Origin of the sequence: Archangium violaceum (genome assembly GCF_016887565.1) — a bacterium.
Taxonomy (GTDB): domain Bacteria; phylum Myxococcota; class Myxococcia; order Myxococcales; family Myxococcaceae; genus Archangium; species Archangium violaceum_B.
The window spans coordinates 8,323,187-8,347,188 of the sequence record NZ_CP069396.1 but is presented as its reverse complement, the minus strand read 5'-3'; the positions used below and the strand labels follow the sequence as shown (position 1 = coordinate 8,347,188).

At 69.1% G+C, this 24,002-nt stretch carries 27 protein-coding genes; 16 read left to right on the top strand and 11 right to left on the bottom strand.

Features of this window, described 5'->3' with window-relative positions; all coding sequences use genetic code 11:
• Nucleotides 1-32 precede the first annotated feature (32 nt).
• The 5 genes from JRI60_RS33140 to JRI60_RS33120 all read left to right on the top strand — a co-directional run bounded on the left by JRI60_RS33140 (nucleotide 33) and on the right by JRI60_RS33120 (nucleotide 4,109).
• The gene (locus JRI60_RS33140) at nucleotides 33-467 is read left to right on the top strand and encodes a hypothetical protein (protein WP_204219931.1); all 435 of its coding nucleotides are present in this window, start codon (nucleotides 33-35) and stop codon (nucleotides 465-467) included.
• A 365-nt stretch (nucleotides 468-832) separates the two neighbouring features.
• A complete protein-coding gene (locus JRI60_RS33135) occupies nucleotides 833-1,318 on the top strand; it encodes a hypothetical protein (protein ID WP_204219930.1) in 486 nt (161 codons plus the stop codon).
• Nucleotides 1,319-1,393: 75 nt separating this feature from the next.
• Nucleotides 1,394-1,771, top strand: a complete 378-nt coding sequence (locus tag JRI60_RS33130) for a hypothetical protein (RefSeq protein ID WP_204219929.1) — start codon at nucleotides 1,394-1,396, stop codon at nucleotides 1,769-1,771.
• 8 nt (nucleotides 1,772-1,779) lie between these two features.
• Nucleotides 1,780-2,382 carry a hypothetical protein gene (locus tag JRI60_RS33125; RefSeq protein ID WP_204219928.1) on the top strand — a complete coding sequence of 201 codons (603 nt, stop codon included), beginning with the start codon at nucleotides 1,780-1,782 and terminating at the stop codon, nucleotides 2,380-2,382.
• Between the two features lie 11 nt (nucleotides 2,383-2,393).
• Nucleotides 2,394-4,109 (top strand): tetratricopeptide repeat protein, encoded by a 1,716-nt coding sequence (locus JRI60_RS33120; RefSeq protein ID WP_204219927.1) that lies wholly within the window; start codon nucleotides 2,394-2,396, stop codon nucleotides 4,107-4,109.
• Here the strand turns inward: JRI60_RS33120 and JRI60_RS33115 are convergent.
• Complete coding sequence (locus JRI60_RS33115) at nucleotides 4,075-4,926, bottom strand: alpha/beta fold hydrolase (protein WP_204219926.1); 852 nt, start codon at nucleotides 4,924-4,926, stop codon at nucleotides 4,075-4,077. The genes JRI60_RS33120 and JRI60_RS33115 overlap by 35 nt on opposite strands.
• Before the next feature lie 96 nt (nucleotides 4,927-5,022).
• Between JRI60_RS33115 and JRI60_RS33110 the strand changes: the two genes are divergently transcribed.
• Nucleotides 5,023-5,571, top strand: coding sequence for an isochorismatase family protein (locus tag JRI60_RS33110; RefSeq protein WP_204219925.1), 549 nt, complete (start codon nucleotides 5,023-5,025; stop codon nucleotides 5,569-5,571).
• Between the two features lie 52 nt (nucleotides 5,572-5,623).
• On the top strand, nucleotides 5,624-6,412 hold the full coding sequence (locus JRI60_RS33105; protein WP_204219924.1) for an SDR family NAD(P)-dependent oxidoreductase: 789 nt from the start codon (nucleotides 5,624-5,626) through the stop codon (nucleotides 6,410-6,412).
• A 4-nt stretch (nucleotides 6,413-6,416) separates the two neighbouring features.
• Here JRI60_RS33105 and JRI60_RS33100 read toward each other — a convergent pair whose 3' ends face one another.
• From JRI60_RS33100 to JRI60_RS33065, 8 genes are all read right to left on the bottom strand, one after another.
• Nucleotides 6,417-6,767, bottom strand: coding sequence for a response regulator (locus JRI60_RS33100; protein ID WP_204219923.1), 351 nt, complete (start codon nucleotides 6,765-6,767; stop codon nucleotides 6,417-6,419).
• On the bottom strand, nucleotides 6,764-8,287 hold the full coding sequence (locus JRI60_RS33095; RefSeq protein WP_204219922.1) for an ATPase domain-containing protein: 1,524 nt from the start codon (nucleotides 8,285-8,287) through the stop codon (nucleotides 6,764-6,766). The genes JRI60_RS33100 and JRI60_RS33095 overlap by 4 nt, the downstream gene beginning before the upstream one ends.
• Nucleotides 8,288-8,434: 147 nt before the next feature.
• Complete coding sequence (locus tag JRI60_RS33090) at nucleotides 8,435-9,313, bottom strand: metal ABC transporter permease (protein ID WP_204219921.1); 879 nt, start codon at nucleotides 9,311-9,313, stop codon at nucleotides 8,435-8,437.
• A gap of 9 nt (nucleotides 9,314-9,322) precedes the next feature.
• Nucleotides 9,323-10,060, bottom strand: a complete 738-nt coding sequence (locus JRI60_RS33085) for a metal ABC transporter ATP-binding protein (protein WP_239470869.1) — start codon at nucleotides 10,058-10,060, stop codon at nucleotides 9,323-9,325.
• Between the two features lie 64 nt (nucleotides 10,061-10,124).
• A complete protein-coding gene (locus tag JRI60_RS33080; protein WP_204219919.1) occupies nucleotides 10,125-10,970 on the bottom strand; it encodes a hypothetical protein in 846 nt (281 codons plus the stop codon).
• 3 nt (nucleotides 10,971-10,973) lie between these two features.
• Nucleotides 10,974-11,897: a metal ABC transporter substrate-binding protein gene (locus tag JRI60_RS33075; RefSeq protein WP_204219918.1), complete on the bottom strand. Its 924-nt coding sequence runs from the start codon at nucleotides 11,895-11,897 to the stop codon at nucleotides 10,974-10,976.
• 25 nt (nucleotides 11,898-11,922) lie between these two features.
• Entirely contained in the window at nucleotides 11,923-13,263 is a 1,341-nt protein-coding gene (locus JRI60_RS33070) for a zinc-regulated TonB-dependent outer membrane receptor (protein ID WP_204219917.1), read from the bottom strand.
• Nucleotides 13,264-13,329: 66 nt separating this feature from the next.
• Nucleotides 13,330-13,740 carry a hypothetical protein gene (locus JRI60_RS33065; protein WP_239469848.1) on the bottom strand — a complete coding sequence of 137 codons (411 nt, stop codon included), beginning with the start codon at nucleotides 13,738-13,740 and terminating at the stop codon, nucleotides 13,330-13,332.
• 131 nt (nucleotides 13,741-13,871) lie between these two features.
• On the opposite strand from JRI60_RS33065, the gene JRI60_RS33060 reads away from it, so the two are divergent.
• The 6 genes from JRI60_RS33060 (at nucleotide 13,872) to JRI60_RS33035 (ending at nucleotide 20,045) form a co-directional block, all read left to right on the top strand.
• Nucleotides 13,872-14,213: a Rieske (2Fe-2S) protein gene (locus tag JRI60_RS33060; protein WP_204219915.1), complete on the top strand. Its 342-nt coding sequence runs from the start codon at nucleotides 13,872-13,874 to the stop codon at nucleotides 14,211-14,213.
• A gap of 136 nt (nucleotides 14,214-14,349) precedes the next feature.
• A complete protein-coding gene (folE, locus tag JRI60_RS33055) occupies nucleotides 14,350-14,910 on the top strand; it encodes a GTP cyclohydrolase I (RefSeq protein ID WP_204229195.1) in 561 nt (186 codons plus the stop codon).
• Nucleotides 14,911-14,921: 11 nt separating this feature from the next.
• On the top strand, nucleotides 14,922-16,352 hold the full coding sequence (locus JRI60_RS33050) for an FAD-binding oxidoreductase (protein ID WP_204219914.1): 1,431 nt from the start codon (nucleotides 14,922-14,924) through the stop codon (nucleotides 16,350-16,352).
• A gap of 224 nt (nucleotides 16,353-16,576) precedes the next feature.
• On the top strand, nucleotides 16,577-17,323 hold the full coding sequence (locus tag JRI60_RS33045) for a sigma-70 family RNA polymerase sigma factor (RefSeq protein WP_204219913.1): 747 nt from the start codon (nucleotides 16,577-16,579) through the stop codon (nucleotides 17,321-17,323).
• A 131-nt stretch (nucleotides 17,324-17,454) separates the two neighbouring features.
• Nucleotides 17,455-18,195, top strand: a complete 741-nt coding sequence (locus JRI60_RS33040) for a tetratricopeptide repeat protein (RefSeq protein WP_204219912.1) — start codon at nucleotides 17,455-17,457, stop codon at nucleotides 18,193-18,195.
• Entirely contained in the window at nucleotides 18,192-20,045 is a 1,854-nt protein-coding gene (locus JRI60_RS33035; protein ID WP_204219911.1) for an AMP-dependent synthetase/ligase, read from the top strand. The genes JRI60_RS33040 and JRI60_RS33035 overlap by 4 nt, the downstream gene beginning before the upstream one ends.
• Before the next feature lie 105 nt (nucleotides 20,046-20,150).
• Here the strand turns inward: JRI60_RS33035 and JRI60_RS33030 are convergent, their stop codons facing one another.
• Nucleotides 20,151-20,387, bottom strand: a complete 237-nt coding sequence (locus JRI60_RS33030) for a twin-arginine translocase TatA/TatE family subunit (protein WP_204219910.1) — start codon at nucleotides 20,385-20,387, stop codon at nucleotides 20,151-20,153.
• Nucleotides 20,388-20,460: 73 nt separating this feature from the next.
• Entirely contained in the window at nucleotides 20,461-21,462 is a 1,002-nt protein-coding gene (locus JRI60_RS33025; RefSeq protein ID WP_430384331.1) for a sensor histidine kinase, read from the bottom strand.
• Nucleotides 21,463-21,662: 200 nt separating this feature from the next.
• Between JRI60_RS33025 and JRI60_RS33020 the strand changes: the two genes are divergently transcribed.
• From JRI60_RS33020 to JRI60_RS33010, 3 genes are all read left to right on the top strand, one after another.
• Entirely contained in the window at nucleotides 21,663-22,034 is a 372-nt protein-coding gene (locus JRI60_RS33020) for a response regulator (RefSeq protein ID WP_204219908.1), read from the top strand.
• A gap of 90 nt (nucleotides 22,035-22,124) precedes the next feature.
• On the top strand, nucleotides 22,125-22,454 hold the full coding sequence (locus JRI60_RS33015; protein ID WP_204219907.1) for an SCP2 sterol-binding domain-containing protein: 330 nt from the start codon (nucleotides 22,125-22,127) through the stop codon (nucleotides 22,452-22,454).
• 114 nt (nucleotides 22,455-22,568) lie between these two features.
• Nucleotides 22,569-23,741, top strand: coding sequence for a CaiB/BaiF CoA transferase family protein (locus JRI60_RS33010; protein ID WP_204219906.1), 1,173 nt, complete (start codon nucleotides 22,569-22,571; stop codon nucleotides 23,739-23,741).
• The last annotated feature ends 261 nt before the right edge of the window (nucleotides 23,742-24,002 follow it).

Here is a 24,002-nt window from a genome sequence, read left to right as displayed (position 1 = left end):
GCAACTGTATTTCCCCTGAAACCACGTTTCCCGTGAGCCGCCCCTTCTCCGAGCCCCTGCTGTCCCGACGGTCGCGCCTGCTGGCGCTGCCGCTGGTGCTGCTGTGTGTGCTGGCGTACCTGGGGAGTGTGGCGCACTTCGTCCTGGTACAGCACGCCACGTGCCTCGAGCACGGCGAGCTGCTGCACGAGGTGGGAGTGGAGCAGGGTGAAGCGCAGGTCCAGGCGAAGGTGTCCTTCGAGGACGAGCGCATCACGCGCGCGGAGGCGAAGGCCTCCGTACACGGCGCGGATGCACACTGTGCGCATGTCTTCCTCCGCCGGGTGGCGCCGCCGCCGGCCGGAGTGATGTTGTCGCCAGAGGCGCCGGTCCTGTCGGGGCCGGTGCTGGTGGTGGACAGCGAGAGCGTGGAGCCGCCGGTGGAGTGGCTCCACCTGGCGCCCAAGTCCTCACCGCCCGTGGTCTGAGCCCAAGGGGTTTCCGCTCCGCGCATCCCCTCCCTCTCCCTCTGGGAGAGGGTCGGGGTGAGGGTATCGACCCTCCTCGCGCGCGGCCGTGATCCCCTCGCGCATCGCCAGCGCTCCCAGCCCACTCGGATCCGTTTCCCGCACCCGAACGCATGCCCGTGCCTCGCTGAGGCTCGGAGCGCGCGGTCCGTGCATGTCCACGGCGCTCCGAATCCAGGGCCGTGGCGCGTGAGGCGAGGCCCATTCCGCTCAGCGTCCACTCTCACGACTTTCCCCTCGCTCCGGGCGTCCCATGTCGTCCTCGGGACGGGAGCGTGGGGATGTTCGCAGCACCACAACGCAGTCCCTAGCTGGAGTCAGACACCATGATGAAGAAGTCCCTGTTCGCCTGCCTGCTGTCGAGTGCCCTTGTCGTGGGGTGCGGCAATACCAGCGAGGCCGATACCGAGGGGTGCGAGCACCTCAAGGAAGGCCCCAGCGCCCCCGTGACCGCGAGCGCCACGGCGAGCGGAGCGCCCGCCGTGAGCAATGATCACAAGCGTTACGACATCTCGTTGCCGGCGGGCACCGGGGGCAACACGGGCTCGGTGTCTTTCCAGGTGGGCGAGGCCGCCCACTACGTCTTCTTCCTCGGCTCCGACGTGAACCTGGGGATCACCAGCACCTCCGGGTCCTCGTCCGTGTCGTTCGAGTCCTCGGCCAAGGACTCGGAGGCGTGCAGCGAGATCAAGGGCCGCTACGTCGCCGAGCTCCAGGTGGGCGCGTACACGCTGACCTTCGGCCCCACCTCCCAGACGAGCGTCTCGCTCGTCATCGAGGAGGAGGGTGAAGAGCACGAGCACGAGCACTGAGCACACGTCACACCCGGAGCGGGGGCACGGTCCGCCCCCGCTCCACCCCTTCCACCCACTCAACAGGAGACGACCATGGGTACCTTCAAGCAGTTCCTGAACGATCAGCAGCTCCAGCCCGAGGCGCTCGTGCGCCTGTCCAGCCAGCTCGAGGCGCGCGCCGAGGATGACCGCAAGCTGGCGAAGCAGCGCTCCGACAAGCGGCGCGACAAGGAGAAGCAGACGAAGCCGTACGCGGAGCTGGGCATCGGCAAGCCGAAGAGCGGCCGGGGCGTGAGCGTGCAGCAGGTGAACGCCGCCCTGGAGGACAAGCCGCTGCCGCCGAAGGTGCGCGGCAAGCTGGTGCGCGCGGTGAATGCCGTGCTGGGCAAGAAGGGCGGCCAGCAGGTGGACTTCAAGGCGCTGTTCGGCGAGGTGCCGGTCCGCAAGGGCGCGGCGGCCAAGGCGAGCTGAGGCACGTCATGGGCTCCTCCCTTTTCCAGCTCCTCCCGCAGGACGTGCGGCGCGAGGGCGAGCGGCTGTTCGACGTCTCCATGTGGTGCATCGGCCGCGATGTCACCCACGAGGACAACCTGTTGCTGCGCCGGGGCCTCACGCGCGAGCGCATTCCAGCGGGACAGCGGGGCACCAGCGCCTACTCGGGTGCGTTGCCGGGGGGAGGGGCCTTCACGCTGTGGGGTTTCGGGGCGCTGTGCCGCGTGTGCGGCGAGACCGTCTACGTGCCGCGCGACGGTTTCTCCCCGTCCCTGGTGGAGGAGGGCCACGTGGTGTGGCCGGTCTTCCACGCGGAGGGGCTCGGGGCTCCTCGCGAGCCCGTCACCCCGGACGAGCGCTCCGCCGCGCGCGCCGCGGTGGTGTGCCTGGCCGGATGGCTGGCCGGGTACGAGGAGTGGGTGGCGGAGGTGATGGGGATGGGCTGGCGGCACGAGTGCGTCGCGGCACGGCGCAAGGCGCCGCCGGTGCCCGTGGAGAAGCTGGCGGTGGCGTGGAGGGGGCTGGCCAGTCGCGTCGAGGCGCTGGAGCGGCCCGTTGTGGACGAATCGTTCGCCCCCGTCGGGGCGTGAGAGAGGTCATCATGCTGGCACGACTCCTTCGAGCCGAGGAACCCTCCATCTTCCCCTCCGCCCCCTGGGACGACGTCCCGGACGTGGAGCTGTCCACGCCACCGCTGCGCGAGGGCCTCGGCCGCGCGCACCTCCAGGTGAGCACCCGGGTGCCCCTGGCCCAGGCGTATTTCGATCAGGGCCTGCGTCTGCTGCACCTCGGGTGGGGTGCCGAGGCCCGGCGCGCCTTCGCGGAGGCCGCGCGGAGGGATCCACGGCTGGCCATGGCGTACTGGGGCCTGGCGATGACGCGTGGGGCCGGTGCCCGCTACGCGGGGGAGCGGGCGGAGGCCATCCATCGGGCGCTGGCCCTCAGCGAGGACGTGACGGACGCGGAGCAGCGCTACATCGTCGCGGCCACCTTCCTGGCCGACAAGGGCCCCTCCAACGGCCGCCACGGCTTCGTGCGCGAGATGGAGTCCCTCGTCGACCTCTTCCCCGAGGACGCCGAGGCGCGCCTGCTGCTCGCCAGCTTCCTCGCGGACGGGTACGAGCCGGATGGGCGCCCCGGAGCGGGCCAGCCGTATGCCCAGGCGCTCCTGCGCGAGCTGCTGCGCACGCACCCCAACCACGAGGGGGTCCACCATGCGTGGGTGCAGGTGATGGTGGACAGTCACCGCCCCGAGGCGGCGCTGGAGAGCGCGCGGCGCCTGCGGTTGCTGGCACCTCGCGCGAGCACGGCGCTGCTCGGCTCCGGCCGGCTGCTGCTGCGCGTGGGGCATACGCGCGAGGCGCGTGAGGTGCTGGAGGCGGCGGTGGCCGCGGATGACGCCTGGCTCGCCCAGGAGTCGCTGCCCGAGTCCGCCGCGCCGGTGGCGGGCCAGGCGCTGCGCCTGCTCACCGTGGCGTGCGCCGACGCGGGGCGCTATGGCGAGGCCCAGTCCTGGGCGCGCCGCCTGCGCTCCCGCGCGGAGTCGGTGCAGCCGCACTCGGGACAGGCGCTCGTGTTCGCGGCCGGCGCGCTCGCCAGCCTGCACCTGCGCTTCGGTTTCTGGCGCGCGGCGGCGGAGCTTCGCGTGGAGCTGCCGCCCGAGGCGAGCCCGGCGGAGCGCGGGTTCCTCACGGGCCTGGAGACGTATGCGCGGGGGCTGCGCGCCCTGGAGTCCGGCAAGCTCGTGGAGGCGGAGCGGGCCTGCGACGAGCTCGACGCGCTGCACCCGCCGCTGTCCGAGGAGCGCAAGGGCGACAGCCGCATGCTGTGCCCGCGCGACGTCGCCCGGGTGGTGGAGCTGGCGGCCTGCGAGCTGCGCGGCGCGCTGGAGTCCCGTCAAGGGGATGACGCCCATGCCGAGGCCACGCTCATCCGCGCGATGCGGCTGGAGCGCCGGCTGCGCGCGGCGGGTCCGGCGGCCTTCTCCCGCCCGGCGCGTGAGACGCTGGCCCGCTCTCGGCTGCGCTCGGGCAGGGCGGACAGGGCCCTGGACCTGGCCGAGGCGCTCGTGAAGGAGCGTCCTGGCTGTGGCCATGCCTGGCTCCTCGTGGCCGAGGCGCATGTCGCCCGGGGCTCCCTCTCCGAGGCGGCCTCGGCCTTCGCCTCCGTCCTGGAGTGCTGGCTCGATGCGGATCCGCACCTGCCCGAGGGCCGGCGTGCCCGCGCCTTCCTGGCGAGCCGGGGAGGAGGGCTCGGCGTGGAGGCCGTAGCGCACTCCAACGTCATCCCGCTCCGGGCCCTGGAGAGTGTCTCGTGAGGAACGAGAGGATGCGCCGTCCGCAGTCCTCCGGATGTTCCAGCGGGAAGAGGTGGGTGCCGGGCTGCTCCTCGGTGAGGACACCGGGGAGCGTGTGACGGACGCGCTCCAGTGCCTCCGGGAGGAGCGTGTCCGAGTCCCGCCCGCGCAGCACGAGCGCGGGGACGGGCACCGCGCGCAGCTTCCGCCAGACGCCGCGCGGTGAGGTCTCGAAGACGCGGGCCTCCCAGTCCCTGGGGATGGTGAGCCGGAAGCCGCCTCCGGGCACCTCGGTGAGGCCGTGGGTGATGTAGTCCTGGAAGCACTCGGGATCGAACCGCTGGAAGAGGGCCTTCTTGCGGTAGCTCGTGGCGGCTTCCTCTCGGGAGCCCCAGGCCTCGCGGCGGCGCCGGGCCAGGCTCGCGGGGGGAACCCGATGCCGCAGACCGAGCAGGCTCAGCGCCTGGATCAGCAGCAGTCGCTTGCCCGTGAACAGCACCGGGTCCAACGCCACCACGGCCCGGAAGAGCCCCGGGTCCTTCACGGAGGCGAGCAGCGTCGCCACGCCGCCCATGCTGTGGCCCACGCCCACCACCCCCTCCAGCCCGCGTGCGCGCAGCGCCCGGGCCAGATCCTCGGCCATGTCGTCCCAGTCCCGCATCGAGCGCGGATCCGCCCCCGGCACGAGGCAGCGGCTGCGGAGGGTGAAGACGTGGTAGCGCGGCTTGAGGGACTCGATGAGCTTGCGGTAGCTGCCCGGGGGAAAGCCGTTGGCATGGGCGAGGTGCAGCACCGGGCCGGTGCCACCCCAGTCATCCAGATGCAGGGGAGCGCTCATCACGCTCCCGCATACCCCAGCGGACCCGTTCGGGGGGCATCAATCGCCCGCGCGCCGTGCTTGACGAGGGGGCATGGCTTCGGACAATCCGCCCCCATGCCCACCTTCCGACTCAAGAGAGACCAGGCCTCGCTCCTCGTCGTGGACATCCAGGAGCGGCTGTGCGCCGCCATGGAGCGGGACGCGCTCGACCGGGTGCTCAACCGCTGCAACGCCGCCATCGAGGGCGCCAAGGCGCTCGAGCTGCCCATCATCGTCACCGAGCAGTACCCCAAGGGTCTGGGCCCCACGCACTCGCTGGTGAAGATGCGGCTGGGCAACTACTCGGCGGTGGAGAAGCTCGAGTTCACCGCCTGTGTGCCGGACGTGGCCACGCGGCTCGGCGAGCGCAAGCAGGTGCTCCTCATCGGCATGGAGACGCACGTCTGTGTCTTCCAGACGGTGCGCGACCTGACCGAGAAGGGCTTCACCCCGTTTCTCTGCGCAGACGCCGTGATGTCGCGCAGCCCGGAGGATCGCCGCGTGGGCCTGGAGATGTGCCGCGAGGCGGGCGCGCACATCGTCACCGTCGAGGCCGCGCTCTTCGATCTGCTCGGGTGCGCGGGCACTCCCGAGTTCAAGAAGGTCTCCGCCGCGGTCCGTTAGTGTCCTGCCTCAGGGCTGCATCGAAGGCCCTCCCTCGTTAGAGAGCACCCCCATGAATCTGCAACTCGACAACAAGCTCGCCCTCGTCACCGCATCCTCTGGAGGCATCGGCAAGGAAATCGCCACCTCGCTCGCCCGTGAAGGCGCCAGGGTGATCGTCAACGGACGCACCGCCTCCAGCGTCGAGTCCGCCATCGCCGACATCCGTGCCCGCGTGCCGGGCGCGAAGCTCGAGAAGCTGGCCGCCGACAACGGCACCGCCGAGGGCACCGCGGAGACCCTCCGCCAGTTCCCCGAGGTGGACATCCTCATCAACAACCTCGGCATCTACGAAGCCGTGGGCTTCTTCGACGAGACGGACGAGGCCTGGCAGCGCCTGTTCGAGGTCAACATCATGAGCGGCGTGCGCCTGGCCCGCCACTACCTCAAGGCCATGCTGGCGAAGAAGACCGGCCGCATCATCTTCATCGCCAGTGAGTCCGCCATCAGCCCCTCGCCCGAGATGGCCCACTACGCCGCGACGAAGACCATGCAGCTCTCCGTGTCCCGCAGCCTCGCCGAGCTGACCAAGGGGACGGCGGTCACCGTCAACACCCTCCTGCCGGGTTCGACCCGGACCGAGGGGGTCGGCAAGTTCGTCCAGGATCTCTTCCCCGGCGTGTCCCTCGAGGAGGCGGAGCGGCGCTTCATGCGGGAGAACCGTCCCACGTCGCTCATCGAGCGCCTCATCGACCCGAAGGAGATCGCGGACTTCGCCGCCTACGTGAGCAGCCCGCTCGCCTCCGCCATCAACGGGGCGGCCCTCCGCGTCGACGGCGGCCTCGTGCGCAGCGTGTTCTGAGTCCTCACCCGAGCAGTTGCTTGAGCACCTCGAGCATCCGGTCGAACTCGAAGGGTTTGGGCAGGAACCGCGTCTTGGGGGTGACGAGGTTCCTGTCCAGTGTTCCGGCGCTCATCACCAGGATGGGGATGTCCCGGAGCGGCGCGCTGTCGCGGACCTCTCGGATCAACGTGTGCCCGTCCATCCTGGGCATCATCAGGTCGGTGATGAGCAGATCCGGCTTCTTCTCCGCCATGGCGGCCAGGGCCTGGCGGCCATCGTGCACGACGCGGACGTCGAAGCCCTCATCACCCAGGAGCTCCGCCAGCACGCTCGCGATGTCCGGCTCGTCGTCGACGATGAGCACATGACTCATACGTCTTCTCCCGAGCCTTCCTGGGGGGAGCGGGAGTGCGAGGAAGGAGGGCCGGGGGCGGGGGCCCTCATTCCTCCCAGGGCCATCTGGCCGAGCACCACTTCGGCACTGTCGAAAGTGCTCGCGACCTCGAGACCCTGGGGCGTGATGTGGAACTCGCGGATGGACGGGTCATAGTTGCTCTCGCGGACCTTCAAGATGGAGATGAGCCGGTGGAGCCGCGCGCGGAGCTCCACGTACCGCACGAAGATGATGTTCTCGACAGTCGCGGACAGACCCACCGGGGCGAGGCCGAGCTCGGGGCCGCCGAAGGGCGTCTCCATCGAGACGGCACTGCTCACTCCGAGCGCGCGCAGCTCGTTGCTCAGCGCGGTGAAGAAGACGGGGAAGCGCTCCGGGTGTGCCACGGCTTGCATCAGCCCGTCGACGCCGTCGAGGAACAGCCGCTTCACCTTGTTGCGGTACACCCTCTCCAATATCTGCTCGGCGATGGAATCGAGGAACTGCTCGGTCGGCTGCCGCCACTGTACCTCCAGCAGTCCGGACTCCACGGACTCGCGCAATCGCAGGCCCACACCCTCCGCCTTGGCGATCAGCCGCGGGGGCGTTTCGTAGAATCCGAAATAGAGGCTCGGCTGCCCCAGGCTCAGTCCCTCCTTCAGCAGGTGGAGGCCGAGCAAGGTCTTCCCGCTGCCGGGAGCGCCCATCACCGCCGTCATCGACGCCGAGGGCACGCCTCCCTCCAACATGTCGTCGAGCCCGCGAATACCGAAGCGGCTCTTGTGCTCCGAAGGACGGGTGGCCAGCTCCCGATCGAGCAGGAGCGCTTCCCTTCGCGGGTGGACCGTGAGGCCCGAGTCTCCGATGTCGAAGACGTGCCGGCCTCCCAGGTGCGCACTGCCCCGCTGCTTGAGGATCATGACCTCGCGCGTCAGTCGCATCCCGAGCATCTTCTGGTCGAGCTCGATGATGCCGTCGGCGGCGAACTGATGGAGCATCTCCTGTCCTTCCCCTTTGTGCGCGACCAGCAGCGCCGTGCAGCCCACGAGTGACAGGAGGGTGCCGAGCTCCCGCAGGAACTTGCGGTAGACGAAGGAAGAGGACGCCAGCTCGGAAGCCGTGTTCAGCGAGTCGATGACGATCAGGGACGCGTGATGTTCGCGCACCGCCTGGCTGAGCATCGCCTGGAATCGCTTGAGGCCGCCTTCCTCGAGCGCCGCGACCCCGCTCAGCAGGGTGAGGCGGCTCTGGACGAGCGAGCGGTCGAAGAAGGTGAAGGTCTCGAGGTTGGACAGCAGTCGTGCATGGGACTCGGAGAACGTCGTGACGTAGACGACATTCTCGCCAGCGGCCGCGCGGTGGAAGGCGATCTGGCTCGAAAGAACCGTCTTGCCAGTGCCCGGCGCGCCCGTGACGAGGTACATCGCGCCGCGCAGGAGCCCTCCGTGGAGCACGACATCCAGCCCGGTCACGCCCGTGGGCAGGTGCTTGCTCTTCTCTCCAGAGGTGGTGTCCACCATGGAAGGCCCCCTGGGAGGCGCTCTTGTCCTCTCATGGACCTCCCAGGCCCAATATGGGTGGCCGGGGAGGGTGCATCAGGCGCCCGCTTCCTCCGCTCCACCCGCCGGCTGCCTGTCAGGCCCCCGAGGGGCCTGGCGGGGCCCGGTTCAGCTGGACGTGCCGTGCGTGAAGAGCTGGCGCAGGGCCCGCACGATCATCGCGAGCACCACCAGCGCGCTCGCGAGCACCGTCTGCGAGCCGCCCACGGGGAAGTTGTAGAAGTAGGCGAAGAGGTAGCCGCCCAGGCCGGAGATGGCTCCGGCGAGCGTGGCCAGCAGGAAGGTCCACGGCAGCCGCAGATCCAACATCAGCGCGGCGATGGCCGACAGGGTGGAGAAGGCGAACACCGGCAGTGCGCCCAGGGCCCGCGCCGACACGCCCACCATGAGGCCGATGGAGATCATCACCACCGCGTCGAGCATCCGCACCGGCAGCCCCTGCACCATGGCCCCGGTGCGGTCGAAGCTGGCGAAGGTGAGGCCTCGGAACCACCACAGGTGGAGGAAGAGGGTGGTGGTGCCCACCACGGTCACCGCGATGAGCTGGGGCCGCTCCACCAGCACCGCCGTGCCGAAGAGGATGCCCTGGATGTCATGGGCCTCCTGGGAGATGCGGTCTCCCACCAGGATGGCCGCGCCACCCGTGAGCGCGTAGGCCAGGCCCAGCATGCTCTCGTGCGTGAGCCGCAGCCGGGAGGGATCCGTCATCAGCAGCATCGTGGCCACCAGCGCCATGCCCACCGCGCCCAGGGTGGGCTCGATGGGGACGCCCACATGGATCTGCGCGAAGAAGGCCAGCGCCACGCCCAGGCCGGCCGACTGCGTCACGGCGGCACTGACGAACACCATGCGCCGCAGCACCACGTACACGCTGAGGAACCCCAGCGCGCACCCGGCGATGAGGGCGCAGAGCATGGGGTCCCTGAACAGCTCGTATGCATCCCAGAACTGTGCCCAGGTGGAGGTCTCGGCGAGCTGCGGATCCAAGCGGCTGTCCTATCGAGGGTGGACGGGGTTGTGGGTGGGGCAGTAGTCGTCGCCGTACTTGTGGCGGAACGCAGGATGGCAGAAGACCGTGTTCGCGTCCCCCAGAACGATGGCGGGGCCGTCCTTGTCCACGAAGAGGAACTGGTCGCAGAAGTCGGCGGCCATCTGCAGGTCGTGGCTCACCACCACCACCGCGAGCCGCCGGGGCCCGCGCGCCAGCTCCGCCAGCCGCTGCATGGTCTCGCGCTCGGCCACGGCGTCCATGGAGGCGGTGGGCTCGTCCAGCAGCACCAGGTCCGCCTCGGTGGCCAGCACCCGTGCCAGCAGGGCCCGCTGCTTCTGGCCTCCGGACAGGTCGCGGTAGGGCCGGTTGGCGATGGGCCGCGCTCCGGCCGAGTCCAGCGCCGACTCCACCACCGCCCGATCCTGCTTCTTGGGGAAGGGCCACAGGAAGTTCCACCCGGACAGCCGCCCCCACTGCACCAGCTCGCGCGAGCGCACCGGCAGCAGCGCGTCGATGCCGGAGGTCTGCGGCACGTAGGCGCTCTTCACGTGCTCGCTGGTGCGGGCCACGCTGCCGGAGACGGGCGGCAGCATGCCGAGCAGCGTCTTGAACCAGGTGCTCTTGCCCGAGCCGTTGCGGCCGATGACGGACAGGAAGGTGCCTCGGCGGATCTGCAGGCTGATGGCCGGCAGCAGCGGCTTGCCGTTGTAGCCGACGACCAGGTCCTCACAGCACAGCAGCAGGTCGGACGAGTGCTCGTGCTGGTGATGGGCATGGCCATCCGCGTGGGTGTGGGCATGGGCATGGTCATGGGTCTGCACGGGTCACCTCCGCCTCGGGGGAGAAACGGGCCAGCCGCTCCACCAGCGCCTTGTATGCCTCGGGGTTGCTCGAGGCGTTGATGATCACCACGCCATCTGCGTCCTGGCTCAGCGGGTTCCAGTCCAGGGGATCGAAGAGCGCGGCCGTCAACTTCAGGTCCAGGTCCAGCTTCGCCTCCGGGGGGGTGGAGCGGTCCGAGGGCAGATCCAACTCACCGGTGAGGATCGCCACGGGGGCATCACTCTCCTCGCCCGGCGCGAAGTCCACCCGGAAGCGGCGCGCGTCGGCGATGCGCGGGGGAACGCGCCCGTCGCGCACGGAGCCTTCCAAGCGCAGGGACTCGACGCCCCAGCGGCCCTGGGACACCTGGGTCTCCGGCAGGGCACACCGGGGCGAGCAGCTGACGGTGCGCTTCTCTGGAGAGAGCAGATCGAGTGGCTCCGTGACGGGGAGCGTCACCACCGTGCGGGAGCCTCCGCCGCCACCCATCTCCGCGGAGATCTGCTCGTAGGGGATGAGCGCCCCGTCGTCGCGGTGGCAGTGGCCACCGTGGCACAGCGAGTAGCCCGGAGGCGGGTTGGACGGATCGAAGGCGCCGCTGGCGCCGCCCGCGCTGGCGAGCAGCTCGATGCCGGACAGCCGCATCATGGCCATGTCCACGCGCACCTGGTAGTCCGAGCTCAGCCGCTGGTAGCCGTCGCTCGTGGCGCGATCGGCGAGCGGCTCGTAGGCCACGCGCACCGAGGGCTGCACCACCGCGAAGCCCTGGCCGGGCTCCCACGCGCAGCCACCGAGCGTCAGTCCCCACAGCAAGAGGAGAGCGCGTCGCATCGGTCAGGTCCCCTGTCCCTTCAGGCCGTTCTCCAGGCGCGTGACGATCTCCTCGAGGCGCTGGAGGTACGTCTGTCCGCCACGGAAGTTGGTACCGCCGGGGAGGACGACGAGCGGCGCGGGGAGGAGCTTCGACAGCTGCTTGCTGGTGGTGGCGGGGTAGTACTCCTCCTGGAGGACCATCCGGGCCTTCTTCTGCCGCCCCATTCCCAGCACCTGGGCCACGTGGGCGGGGTTGGGCGGGATGCCGGGCTTGGGCTCGAGGTAGGCGATGGTCTGGAAGCCCGTCCAGTCCGCCAGGTACGCCGTCGTCCGGTGGTAGGCGATGACGGGCACGCCCTTCATCCCGGCCAGGCGCTTCTCCCAGCCAGCGCGCGCCTGCTCCAACTCGGTGGAGAACTTCGCCAGATTGGCGCGGTAGGTGTCCGCGTTCTTCGGATCCAGGGAGATCATCCGGTCGGCGATGCCCGTGGCCACCGCCAGGCCCGCGCGCGGGTCATAGAGGAAGTGCGGGTTGCCGCCCGGGTGCACGTCGCCCTGGCTGCGGTCCACCGGCGTGGTGGGGGCCTCCAGCTTGCGCGCGAACTGGGACACGTCCAGGTAGCCGTTGTTGCCCGTGAGGATGCGCTCGTTGCGGGCGCCGTTCTGGAGCGTGGGCAGCCAGCCGATCTCCAGCTCCATGCCGATGGCGAGCAGCAGGTCCGCCCGGTTGAGATCCAGGGCGAGGTTGGGCTTGGCGTCCACGAAGTGCGGATCCTGCGTGGACAGGGCCAGCGAGGTGACCTGCACCTTGTCGCCGCCCACCGCCTTGACGAGCGCGGCGAGGTCCGGCACGGACGTCACCACCTTCAGGTCGGCACGCGCGGGGAAGGAGAGGAGGACGCAGAGGGCGGCGCTCAGGGCCGCGATCCATCGAGAGGGACTCATCGGAGACTCCTGGAGCAAGAGGGTTTCAGAAGGCGTGGGCGCCGTGCGCGCCCATCACCACTTCGAGTGCGAGGAAGACCGAGTAGTCCGGGCGTTCGCGCCAGCTGGCGAGGTCGGTGGCGCCCTGCAGGCGCAGGCGGGAGAACTCGGTGGGCCAGAAGGTGAGGTTGGCGGAGATGCGCTGGCGGTCGTCGGTCCACTCGGGATCGAGCGGATCATCCGTGACGAGCCCGCCCCGGGTGAGCGCCGGGCTGCCGAACTCGTAGCGCGCGGCGGTGGCCCAGCGCTGGGCGAAGCGCCAGAGCACCTGGCCATACCCGTTGAAGTCCGACAGCACGTCCTGGGGGACCTGCCGGCGCCGGTAGAAGAGCTCGCCCTGGAGGGTCACCATCGTGGTGCTGCCGCCGGAGATGGGCCGGTACTTGAGGTACACGTCCGTGCCGAGGACGTCGGTGCGGTTGTGGTAGCCGGTGGGGTTGGGGCCATTGGCGCCCGACAGGCCCCACATCAGCGACAGGTCATCCGACAGCGGGAAGAACTGCTTCACCGTGCCGGTGAACTGGAAGTCGAAGGGCGAGGTGACGCCGCTGCCCGAGGAGCCGAGGAAGCTGCGCGCGGTGCCCTCGCCGCTGGCGTCGGTGACCGAGCCGATCACCTCCACGTACCAGGGCAGCGGGGTGAGCCAGGAGGCCTCCACGCCCAGCCCGCGGTTGCCCTCGCCACCGAAGACGCGGCCGATGGAGAAGGGCTGATCCACGAAGTCCCACGCGTGCGGGTGCGTGGGGTTGAGCCGGCCGAAGCGGGTGAGGAACTGGCCGGCGCGCAGTTGGAGGTTGGCGGGCAGGGAGGTGGTGGTGGCGTAGGCCTCCTCCACCTCGACGCCGAACTGGCTGAAGACGATGTTGCCGGTGAAGCGGAAGTACGGGTCCACCGCCGTGTTGAGCGACATCTCCAGCTGCTGGAAGTTGAAGCCGCTGCCGGTGGGATCATGCCCGCCCGTCTGCAGGGGCTCCTTCGAGGTGAAGGCGGCGCCCGCCACGTCCAGCACGAAGGACAGCTCCAGCCCCCGGATGTTGATGTTCGTCGGGCTGATCGTGACGCCGCTGGAGGGCGATGGGGCCGGGGTGCTGGCCGAGGCACCGGACTGCGCGGCCGCGGCGGCGTCCTGCCCGAGCGCCTCCTCGAGCGCCTTCAGATCCTCGGCGGAGACACCCGTGTCCGGCGAGGTCTCCTCGGGCGACGTGCCCGCGTCGGAGGACCCGGAAGGGGTGCCCGCGTCGGGCGACGTCTGGGCCGATGCGGACGGGGAGAGACAGAACGACAGGCAGACGGCGAGGCCGGCGAGCCGGCGCGATGTGGGGGACACAAGGACTCCTCGAACCAGACGTCCGGATGAGGGCGGACGCCGACCCATGACTTCGCTTCGACGGCGCTAGACGCGCGCCGGAGGCGAGGCCTTGGGGGCGGTATCGAGAACGGACAGCGCGCAGAGGGGCCGGGGCGGCGCGGTGGCCGGCAGGCTCACCTCGAGGCAGGCCTGGACGACGGGCTGGACCTCGGGAGGCCCGGGCAGCTCCTCCCGCGCGCTGACCGACACGAAGGCGCACTCCTCATGGAGCAGGGGGCCGAAGGCGGCGGGAGGCTGCTTCTCGAGGGCCTTGGCGTTCCGGATCCACGTGGCGCGCGCCGTACCCCCGTTGGCCGAAGCCTCCTCGAAGGCGCGGTGCGTCGGACAGTAGCGGTGCACGTGCTCCCGCGCATGGGCGATGGCGATCAGCGGCTGGACGATCCACACCGCCACCACCAGCAGGGCAAGGAGGTGTCCAGCGATGTGGGAGCGCATTCGCATCGGGCAGGAAAACGGTAATTATCTGCTCTACTGGTCCCCTATAGAGGTGTCAAGGGAGCGACGAGGGCCCTCCCACCGTATTCACGCGAGGACGGGTGGAGCTTCGCGGTGCGTTGGGGAGCGCGATGGACGGACACGCCGACGAGCACTTCATTCCCGTGGCACGTCTGGCTCAGCTGGATGAGCGGGGCCGGGCGGTGGTGAGGGTAGGGGAGGAGTGGGTGGCCCTGGTCCGGGTCGACGGACGGTTGCATGCGGTGCAGCAGGCCTGCCCTCACCGGGGAGGACCCCTGTCGGAGGGGGATCAGGACGGGTGCCTCCTCTATTGCCCCCTGCATGCCTGGGCCTTCGACGTCCGCACCGGCGACAGCCCCACGCATCCCGGCGCGCGGGTGCGCATCTACGCTGTACGTGTCATCGGAGACGAGATTCAGGTGGCGGCTTCGGGTAGGTTGCCCGCCCCCTGAGTATCGATGGCCGGGAGGGACTCCAGCTCGACGGCCTCAAGGAGCTTCGCCTGTGGGAAACCCCCGAGTAGCGCGTCGCGTGCAAGGAGGCGTGAAGTCCCCGCCGGCAGGAGCGGGCAAGCCGGACCGGGTGGCCATGGCCGCCGCCATCCAGGACTTCCTGCGCGCCGCCGGCCTGCGGCAGGAGGGCGACCCCAACCTGATGGGGACTCCGGAGCGGGTGGCCGAGGCCTGGACGGAGGAGTTCCTCGACGGCTACGGGCGCACGGCGGAGGAGGCGCTGGGGGAGACGTTCCCGGCACCTCCGGGCTCGTCCGGGGAGCTGGTGGTGGTGACGGACCTGCGCTTCCACTCCATGTGCCCGCACCACCTGCTGCCCCTGGAGGGCCGGGCGCACGTGGCCTACATGCCGGCGAAGAGGGTGGTGGGCTTCGGCCGGTTGAGCGCGCTGGTGGACTGCTTCGCGCACCGGCTCATCCTCCAGGAGGATCTGGCACGCGAGGTGGCCTCGTCGCTGGCGCGCGTGCTGCAGAGCCCCGCCACCGCCTGCATCATCGAGGCGGAGCAGGCGTGCCTGCGCATCCGGGGAGATCGGCAGCGGGATGCCCGCACCCACGCGGAGGCCTACGAGGGCCAGTTGCGCAAGGACGGAGCGCTGCGCCGCGAGCTGTGGGCGCGGTTGGGAGCGAGGAGATGAGTGGAGCCCGGATGACGCTGCCCTCGGAGCGGACCTTCCCCCGGCCCGACCCCTCGCTCCTGGAGCGCGCGCACGCGGCGCTGGTGGAGGTGCTCTCGCCCGGCCAGGTGCGCCGCGACGAGTCCTCGCGGGAGAACTACTCCAAGGACGAGTCCGACAGCGGCGTCTTCCCGCCGGATCTCGTGGTGTTTCCGGAGGACACCGCCCAGGTGTCGGCCGTCTTCCGGACGTGCCAGTCGCTGGGGGTGCCCTTCACGCCCTGTGGGGCGCGCAGCGGCAAGAGCGGCGGCTCGCTGCCCTTGATGGGGGGCGTGGTGGTGAGCCTGGAGCGGATGAACCGCATCCTGGGTGTGTCGGTGGAGGACCTCACCGCCGTGGTGCAGCCGGGCGTCATCACGGGAGACCTGATGAAGGCCGTGGAGGAGCAGGGGCTCTTCTACCCGCCGGATCCGAACTCGTGGGAGTTCTGCACCATGGGGGGCAACGTGGCGGAGAACGCCGGTGGCCCCCGGGCGCTCAAGTACGGTGTGACGCGCGACTACGTCATCGGCCTGGAGTGGGTGCTGCCGAGCGGCGAGGTGCTCCGCCTGGGCCGCCGCACCATCAAGGGCGTGGCCGGCTATGACCTGGTGGGCCTCTTCGTGGGCTCCGAGGGCACGCTCGGCGTGGCCACGGAGATCACCGTCCAGCTCATTCCCAAGCCCCGGTACGTGAAGACGGCCCTGGTCATTTTCGACTCGGTGCACACCGCCGCACGTGCCATCTCCGCCGTGCTGGCCGCCGGAATCCTTCCCCGCACGTTGGAGCTCATCGACGAGGTGGCGCTCCAGGCCGTGGATGGTCGGGGTTTCAACTTCCCGCCGGGTGCCGGCTCGGCCGTCATCGCCGAGGTGGATGGGAACGTGGAGGACGGCTTGTTCGCGGAGCTCGGCCAGCTCGGGGAGATCTGCGAGCGGCACGGTGCCACGGAAGTCCTCGTGGCCCAGGACGAGTCCCAGCGCGAGAAGCTCTGGGCGGCCCGCCGGGTGGTCTCGAGGGCCCTGCGCGCGCTCCGCCCGCACAAAGTCTCCGAGGACATCGTGGTACCCCGGTCCCGTATTCCCGACATCATCCAGGCGCTCAAGGCGATGGGCGGAGAGCTCGGCCTGCTGGTGGCCACGTACGGTCACGCCGGGGACGGAAACCTGCACGCCAACATCCTCTATGAGGGCCCGCACCAGCGCGCCCTGGTGGAGACCGCCATCCAGCGCATGCTGGAGCTCACCGTCTCCATGGGCGGCACCATCACGGGCGAGCACGGAGTGGGACATGCCAAGCGGGAATATCTGGCGATGGAGCAGCCCGAGCCCGTGCTGGAGCTTCAGCGCCAATTGAAGCGCTTCTTCGATCCTTCAGGGATGTTGAACCCCGAGAAAATCTTTCCCGCGCCCAAGCGTTCTTGATTCCACGCGGATGCGCTCGTTTTCCGAGGCAAGGGGCCCTTTCCCCAGCGGGAAAGGGGTCGTAACTCTCCCGTAACGAGCCCTGGCTGCTTGTAGACAGGGTAAGCGGGAGAAATACCCCGGAACGGAAATGAGAAACCCTTCGGCTCGTTGTGCGTCCTAGTGGTGTGGACGCGGAACTGGGGCGGGCGCGTCCGTCAAAGAGGGAATGGAGGACGCGAAAAATGGCGAACAGGACGATGAAGTTTGGAGCCGAGGGCCTGTCGCACTACCTGCGCCATCTCGGGGATCACTCGCAGCTGACCCGAGAGCAGGAGTACGAGCTGGCCGGGCGTGCCCGCAAGGGTGATGAGGCGGCGCGACAGACGCTCGCGACGTCCAACCTGGCCTTCGTGGTGGCGGTGGCGAAGAAATTCGCCAACCGCGGAGCCCGGCTGGATGACCTCATCCAGGAAGGCAATGTGGGTCTGATGAAGGCGATCGAGCACTTCGACCCGAAGAAGAACGTGCGCTTCGCCACCTATGCGGTGTGGTGGATTCGCGCCTACATCACCCGCTACCTGAAGGACAACCGCAGCCAGGTGCGTGGCGGCGAGGCCGAGCGGGGCAGCATGACGGACTTCTCGCTCGACGCGAGCATCGACGAGGAAGGCGAGACGACCTTCCTGGATCGGCTCGAGGACGGCGGCCCGTCTCCCGCGGAGATCTTCCTGGGCCGCGAGCAGACCGAGGAGGTTCAGGAGGCGCTGGCCAAGGTGCGCAAGCGCATTGGCGACCTGGGCTGGGACATCCTTCAGGAGCGGCTCACGCAGGACAAGCCGCGCACGCTGGAGGAGCTGGGCCAGCGCTGGGGCGTGTCGCGCGAGCGCGTGCGGCAGGTGGAGCTCAAGACGAAGAACTTCCTCGAGCGCTACCTGGCGGCCTTCAACCAGGACGAGGAGCAGCAGGCCTCCTCGGCGGACGCGGCCTGACCTCGAGAACAGGCTCCATGTCCACCACCCAACGGGGCGGTACCTGAGGTGCTTCGGCACCACGGGTACCGCCTTCGCCGTTTGGGGGCTCGGGTTGCCGGTGGAGAAAAGCGCGTGCTAACACGGCCGGTATGCGCTCGATTTCACTTGCCCTTTTCGTGCTGCTGGCCCTGCCAGCGCTGGCCGCGACCCCGGAAGAGCTGTCCGCGTGGGATGCCCTGTACGCCCGTCGTGGCGATGCCGCCGCGGTGAAGCAGTTGGACGAAGCCCTGCAGAAGGCGCTCGCGGCCACGCCCGAGGACTACGAGGTGCTGTGGCGCGCGGCCCGGCTCCGTCAGTGGCAGGCGGACGGCACCTCGGACTCGAAGGCGAAGAAGAGCCTGGGTAAGCAGACGTGGGAGCTCGGTGATCGCGCCCGGAAGGTGGCGCCGGAGCGCGTCGAGGGCCAGTACTTCGCGGCCCTGGGCATCGGCGGCTACTCGCAGGCGGTGGGCATCGTCACGGCGCTCGGCGAGGGCCTGGAGGGTAAGTACAACGAGCGCCTGGACGCCGCGCTGAAGATCGACCCGATGTACGAGCGTGGAGGACCTCTTCTGGCCAAGGGGCGTTATTACTATGAGCTGCCGTGGCCCAAGAGGGACTTGAAGAAGTCCGCCTCTTTCTACCAGAAGGCCATCGCGAAACACCCCGAGCAGCTTCGGGCCTGGCTGTTCCTGGCCGAGACGCTGCTCGCCGATGGCGAGGAGAAGCAGGCGCACGAGGCCATCCTCAAGGTGACCCAGGGCAGCGTGGGGTACGACCCGGCCGAGGGTCAACGCGTCCAGGGATGGGCGAAGAAGGTCCAGGCCGCCATTGAGGAGGAGCTCAAATGAGAGCGGAGACCCAGCTGGCCACCTCCACCACGCCCGTGGGCAACCTCGTCGAGTTGTTGCTGCAACGGGCCCAGTCTCCCGCCAAGGTCGCCGCGAGCTGGAAGACGGAGGGCCGCTGGGAGGACGTCGCCTGGGGAGGCATCCTCGAGGACGTGAAGGCGCTGTCCGCCGGGCTCCTCGCGCGAGGAGTGAAGCCGGGGGACCGGGTCGCCATCTTCGCGGACACCAGCCTCCGGTGGGTGATGTGTGATCTGGCCATCGCCGCGGCGCGGGCCATCACCGTCCCCATCTACGCGTCCAACACCCCGGATGAGGTCCGCTACATCCTCAACCACTCCGAGGCGTCGTTCGTCTTCGTGGACCATGACGAGAAGACGCCCAAGCAGGCCGGGCGCGCCACCCGCCTGCGGCAGAAGCTCGCCGAGTGTCCTGGCGTGCGCGAGGTGGTCCTCTTCGAGGGCCCGGTCTCCGGCAATGCGGAGCTGACGCTGGCGGACCTGCTGGCCCAGGGACGCCAGGCCCACGAGGCCCGGCCCGAGTCCTTCGAGGAGCGGGTGCGCTCCGTGAAGATGGAGGACACCTGCTGCATCATCTACACCTCCGGTACCACGGGGGACCCCAAGGGCGTGCTCCTCACCCACGGCAACTGGGCCTACGAGGCCAATGGGGTGAAGGGCGTCGGGGTGATGGCGCCCAGCGACTCGGTGATGATGTTCCTGCCCCTGGCGCACTCCTTCGGGAAGGTGGTGATGGCCGCCTGGCTGTCCATGGGCTTCCGGATGGTGTTCGCCGAGAACACGGACAAGCTGCTGGCCAACCTGATGGAGACGCACCCCACCATCCTCCCGGCGGTGCCGCGCGTCTTCGAGAAGGTCTACAACGGCGTGGTGACCAATGGCTCCTCGGCGCCGGGCTTGAAGGGCCGCCTGTTCCGCTGGGCCTTGTCGCTCTTCGACGAGTACGTGGAGGCGAAGACCCAGGGCCGTGAGCCGCCCCACGTGGGCCTCGCCCTGGCGCGCAAGCTGGTGTTCTCCAAGGTGCGCGCCACGCTCGACGAGAAGCTGGGGGGCAACATGCGCCTGTTCGTCTCCGGCGGCGCGCCGCTCTCCCGGAAGATCGCCTGGTTCTTCGATCTGCTCGGCTACAAGGTGGTGGAGGGCTACGGCCTCACCGAGACGTCGGCCGCCACCTGCGTCAACCCCCCGGAGAAGATCAAGATCGGCACCGTGGGCCCGCCACTGCCTGGCACCGAGGTGAAGATCGCCCCGGACGGGGAGATCCTCATTCGCGGCCCCGGAGTGATGAAGGGCTACTACAAGAACGATGCGGCCACCGAGGCGGATCTCGAGCCGGACGGCTGGTACCACACCGGGGACATCGGCGAGGTGGACGCGGAGGGCTACGTCCGCATCACGGATCGCAAGAAGGACATCATCGTCACCGCCGGCGGCAAGAACGTCGCGCCGCAGAACATCGAGAACACGCTCAAGACGTTCCCGCTCATCAGCCAGGCGATGGTGCACGGCGACAAGCGCAAGTACCTGGTGGCGCTCATCACCGTGGCCGAGGAGCCCGCGCGCAAGCTGCTCACCGACAAGGGCGTGACGCCCGGCTCCTACGCGGAGCTGTGCCGGCGGCCGGAGCTCCACGCCGCGGTGCAGGAGATCCTCGACAAGGTGAACACCGAGCTGCCGTCCTACAGCACGCTCAAGCGCTTCGTGGTGATGGACTCCGACTTCAGCCAGGAGACGGGCGAGCTCACGCCGAGCCTCAAGGTGAAGCGCAAGCACGTCAGCCTCAAGTTCAAGGCCCTGCTGGACGGCCTCTACGAGGGTGACTCGCCGGATTGAGCGGGCGCCTGGCCGGCTGGCCGGTACTGGAGCGACAACGCCCGTTCAGCCTCACCCCAGGAGGGCGGGCCGAGCGGGCGCGGGGTTCGGAAGTGGACCGGGGTCTCAGCCCTGGTGCGTGGTGCTGCGGGCGTTGACGTCCTTGTCCACGCCACCGCCGCTGGCCAGCGTCCCCGAGGGCTTCTTCTCCTCGGCGGCGGGGGCCTCCTCACCACCGAAGCCGCGCTTGAAGTTGCGGATGGCACTGCCCAGCGCGGAGCCGAGCTGCGGCAGGCGCGAGCCTCCGAAGAGGAGCAGCAGCACCCCCATGATCAGCAGAATCTCCGACATCTTCAGACCCATCTCGCACTCCTTGGAAAAGGCCGGGGCAGGATAGCCCCGGAGGGCGCGGGTCGCCAGCAAGAGATCAGGAAGCTCAGGCCTGGGCGCTCGCCGAGGAAGAGAGGGCGATGGGGAGTGTAAGGAAGAGGGTGGTCCCTCCCTCGTCGGTTGTCACCCCAACGGAGCCGCCCAGTGCCTCGATCTCCTGCCGTGCGAGCCCCAGCCGCAGGGGATCCTCCAGCTTCTTCTCCCGGAAGGCGCGCTCCTCTCGCGCGAAGGTGAGGGCGGTCTCTTCTTCCGAGGGGGGCACGCCGTCGCGCCGCACCTCCACCCGCAGCCCGCCGTCCTCCGGCCTCGCCCGCACCCGCAGCTGCTCTCCGGGCTGCACGTGCAGCAGGTGGTGACGGATGAAGGCCTCCACGGCGTGCTGCACGCGGCCCGCGTCCACCTCCACCTCGGGCAGGGGCGTGCCCGGCAGCTCCAGGCTCAGCCCCACGCTCGCCGCGCCGGCCGCCTCCAGCTGGTGCTCCACCGCCTGGGCGAGCAGCGGTTCGAGCGGTTGTTTCTCCGGCTCGCACGCCAGCATGCCCAGGTCGGCCCGGCTCGCGTCGAAGAAGTCCTGGGCAAAGGACAAGGCCCGGTCCGTGTTCCGGAGAATGGTCTCCAACCCGCGTTTGGCCTTGGGCTCGAGCGGGATGCGACCGTTGAGCAGCAGGGCGGCGTAGGAGCGCACGTTCGCCAGGGAGCCCCGCAGATCATGAGAGGCCAACCCCAGATAGCGCACCCGGCGGCGGACGAGCTCCTCATCCCCCTCGATGGGGAGCGTCCACAGCAGCCTCGCTCCGTCCTCCAGGGCGCGCTCGCCCGCCCGGAGCAGCCGCCCCTCGTGCTCCCACAGGTCCGCACCCGGCCGCTGACGGAACCCCACCCCCCTCAGCAGCTCCTCCAGCGAGCCCACCGCCTCGGGGAGCTGGACCACCCCCAGGTGGGTGCGCATCCGCCCATCCACCTCGCGCAGATGACCGCGACGCGAGAGGATGGCGAATCCGGGTACGTCCTCTCCGACGACCACCGTTTGCTCCCCCTCTTCCCTCACGCCTGCTGTCTCCTGGTCCATGGGTTAGGAGAACGGTGGGGAGGCATTGTCGATTTTGCAACGAGCCTGCCAACCTGCCCCTCGAACCAGTTGATATCTTCCGTACCCTTCCGCAGGGATTCGGCGGAAAATCAGGGTGCGCGCAACCTCAGGAGAAAAATCTGTCCTCAGCTCATTCTCAGCACCAGGATGCCCACGTCGTGCTGGTGGTCGATGACGACCCCGACATCCTCGAGGCCCTCTCCGAGATTCTCGAGGCTGAGGGCTTCGAGATTCGTCGCGCCCGCAATGGAAAGGAGGCGCTGGAGCGCCTCGAGCCGGAGCCCCCCCAGCTCATCCTGTTGGACCTGATGATGCCGGTGATGGACGGCTGGGAGTTCGCCCAGCGCATGAGGCAGAAGCCCAGCGTGGCCAACATCCCCCTCATCGTCCTGAGCGCGGATCGCAACGTGGGCAGCAAGGCCACGGACATTGGCGCGGTGGGTCACCTGGCCAAGCCCTTCGAATTGAACGATCTGCTGGACATGGTCCGGCGTTCGCTGGGCCAGGCCCAGGCCAGTGCCGGGCGCTGACGGGCGCCTGCTGGCTTGACCTGCCCGGATACCGTCATTACGGTCCGCCCCGTCGTTGATTCAGCAGTCAATCCTCCACAGGAGAGTGCCATGGCGAATGCTCAGGAGATCATCGAGAAGGACATCCCGACCACGCTGCAGCAGAACCCGCAGCTGGCCAAGGACATCAACTCGGTCATCCACTTCAACATCACCGGCGACAACGGGGGCACCTGGACGCTGGACTGTACCAAGCCGGCTGACTGGGTGACGAAGGGCGCCGAGGGCACCCCGAAGATGACCATCACCGTCAGCAACGACGACTTCGTGAAGATCCGCTCCAAGCAGCTCAACGCCCAGATGGCCGCCATGCAGGGCAAGCTCAAGTTCAAGCCGATGGACATGGGCCTCGCCATGAAGCTGGCCAAGCTGCTCGGCTAGAATCACCGGAGCCGCGCCTCCGGGCGCGTGTCTCCTCGGGCGGCGCGTGCTCCCCTTCCGGGGCCGCGCCGCTTCTTTTTTGTCCGCATCCCCCCAGCCCCCCCACCCCCCCACATGAACACGCTTCCCCTGTCCGGACTCAAGGTCCTGGATCTGTCCCGGCTGCTGCCGGGCCCGTACGCCACGCTGGTGCTCGCCGATCTGGGCGCCACGGTGGACAAGGTCGAGGACCCCGACGGCGGTGACTACATCCGCCAGATGCCGCCGATGCGCGACGACGAGAGCGCGCTCTACTACGGCCTCAACCGCAACAAGCGCTCGCTGGTGCTCAACCTCAAGTCCCCCGAGGGACGCGAGGCCCTCAAGCGGCTGGTGCGCGGCTACGACGTGCTGGTGGAGAGCTTCCGGCCCGGCGTGATGGACAAGCTGGGCGTGGGCTGGAGCGTGCTGAGCGCGCAGAACCCCCGGCTCATCTACTGCGCCATCTCCGGCTACGGGCAGACGGGGCCGGACCGGCTGAAGGCGGGGCACGACATCAACTACGCGGCGCGCGCGGGCGTGCTCGCCTACGGCGGGGACGCGCAGGGCGCGCCGGCCTTCCCGGGCGTGCAGCTCGGAGACATCGGCGGCGGCAGCCTCTTCGCGCTGGTGGGCATCCTCGCGGCGCTCCACGAGCGCGAGCGCACCGGGCAGGGCCGCCTCGTGGACGTGTCCATGACGGATGGCGCCATGGCCTTCCTCCACATGCACCTGGCGGCGCGGCTGGTGATGGGCGAGCAGGGCCAGCCCCTGCGCCGCGGCCGCGAGGCCCTCAACGGCGGCTATGCCTGCTACGGGCTGTATCGCACCCGCGATGACCGCTACCTGTCCGTGGGCGCGCTGGAGCCCAAATTCCTCGCGGGCGTGTGTGAGGTTTTGGGCCGCCCGGATCTCCTCGCGGACGCATACGACACCGGTGAGCCCGGCCTGCGCGTGAAGTCTGAGTTCACACGCCTCTTCGCCGAGCACCCCCTGTCCCATTGGAAGGAACGTTTCGCGGGCAAGGACCTGTGTGTCGAACCCGTCCTCGAGGGCGATGAGGTGTTGGAGGATCCCCAACTCCGCGCGCGTGGTCTTTTCATCGAGTCTGAAGACTCTCAACGGGGACGGAAGGTGATCCATCTCCTTACGCCCCTGCGAATGGGAGAGACACCCTTGCGGCCTCCTCCCACCCTTGGACAGCACAATCACAAAATTCTCTCAGAGGCAGGATTCAGCCCAGAAGAAATCGAAAAGCTGGCGAACTGAGTTCTGTCTGGATTTGGCGGAAGTAGTTCGGGAGGAACCGGGACGTCTGAAGTCCCGGATCTCCCGTAAAGGGTGGGGGTCTGCCTTTACCCGCTCCCCAGGCAAAAAAAGACATGCGATTTTGGGGCATGCCGAGTCCGGGTGCCGCATCTCTTGGAGAATTGGCGTCCGGCAGCCTGGCGGGGGGAATGGCATCCTTGAGACGACCTGAGCGCTGGAAAGCAAACCACGCGAATCCCGTGAGAGTCGTAATTCATTGAC

Bases quoted from the DNA above. Each gene is read 5' to 3' on its own strand.
- JRI60_RS33135 (WP_204219930.1), top strand. From the start codon at position 833: ATGATGAAGAAGTCCCTGTTCGCCTGCCTGCTGTCGAGTGCCCTTGTC.
- JRI60_RS33130 (WP_204219929.1), top strand. From the start codon at position 1,394: ATGGGTACCTTCAAGCAGTTCCTGAACGATCAGCAGCTCCAGCCCGAG.
- JRI60_RS33125 (WP_204219928.1), top strand. From the start codon at position 1,780: ATGGGCTCCTCCCTTTTCCAGCTCCTCCCGCAGGACGTGCGGCGCGAG.
- JRI60_RS33120 (WP_204219927.1), top strand. From the start codon at position 2,394: ATGCTGGCACGACTCCTTCGAGCCGAGGAACCCTCCATCTTCCCCTCC.
- JRI60_RS33115 (WP_204219926.1), bottom strand. From the start codon at position 4,926: ATGAGCGCTCCCCTGCATCTGGATGACTGGGGTGGCACCGGCCCGGTG.
- JRI60_RS33110 (WP_204219925.1), top strand. From the start codon at position 5,023: ATGCCCACCTTCCGACTCAAGAGAGACCAGGCCTCGCTCCTCGTCGTG.
- JRI60_RS33105 (WP_204219924.1), top strand. From the start codon at position 5,624: ATGAATCTGCAACTCGACAACAAGCTCGCCCTCGTCACCGCATCCTCT.
- JRI60_RS33100 (WP_204219923.1), bottom strand. From the start codon at position 6,767: ATGAGTCATGTGCTCATCGTCGACGACGAGCCGGACATCGCGAGCGTG.
- JRI60_RS33095 (WP_204219922.1), bottom strand. From the start codon at position 8,287: ATGGTGGACACCACCTCTGGAGAGAAGAGCAAGCACCTGCCCACGGGC.
- JRI60_RS33080 (WP_204219919.1), bottom strand. From the start codon at position 10,970: ATGCGACGCGCTCTCCTCTTGCTGTGGGGACTGACGCTCGGTGGCTGC.
- JRI60_RS33075 (WP_204219918.1), bottom strand. From the start codon at position 11,897: ATGAGTCCCTCTCGATGGATCGCGGCCCTGAGCGCCGCCCTCTGCGTC.
- JRI60_RS33065 (WP_239469848.1), bottom strand. From the start codon at position 13,740: ATGCGCTCCCACATCGCTGGACACCTCCTTGCCCTGCTGGTGGTGGCG.
- JRI60_RS33060 (WP_204219915.1), top strand. From the start codon at position 13,872: ATGGACGGACACGCCGACGAGCACTTCATTCCCGTGGCACGTCTGGCT.
- folE (WP_204229195.1), top strand. From the start codon at position 14,350: ATGGCCGCCGCCATCCAGGACTTCCTGCGCGCCGCCGGCCTGCGGCAG.
- JRI60_RS33050 (WP_204219914.1), top strand. From the start codon at position 14,922: ATGACGCTGCCCTCGGAGCGGACCTTCCCCCGGCCCGACCCCTCGCTC.
- JRI60_RS33045 (WP_204219913.1), top strand. From the start codon at position 16,577: ATGGCGAACAGGACGATGAAGTTTGGAGCCGAGGGCCTGTCGCACTAC.
- JRI60_RS33040 (WP_204219912.1), top strand. From the start codon at position 17,455: ATGCGCTCGATTTCACTTGCCCTTTTCGTGCTGCTGGCCCTGCCAGCG.
- JRI60_RS33035 (WP_204219911.1), top strand. From the start codon at position 18,192: ATGAGAGCGGAGACCCAGCTGGCCACCTCCACCACGCCCGTGGGCAAC.
- JRI60_RS33030 (WP_204219910.1), bottom strand. From the start codon at position 20,387: ATGGGTCTGAAGATGTCGGAGATTCTGCTGATCATGGGGGTGCTGCTG.
- JRI60_RS33015 (WP_204219907.1), top strand. From the start codon at position 22,125: ATGGCGAATGCTCAGGAGATCATCGAGAAGGACATCCCGACCACGCTG.
- JRI60_RS33010 (WP_204219906.1), top strand. From the start codon at position 22,569: ATGAACACGCTTCCCCTGTCCGGACTCAAGGTCCTGGATCTGTCCCGG.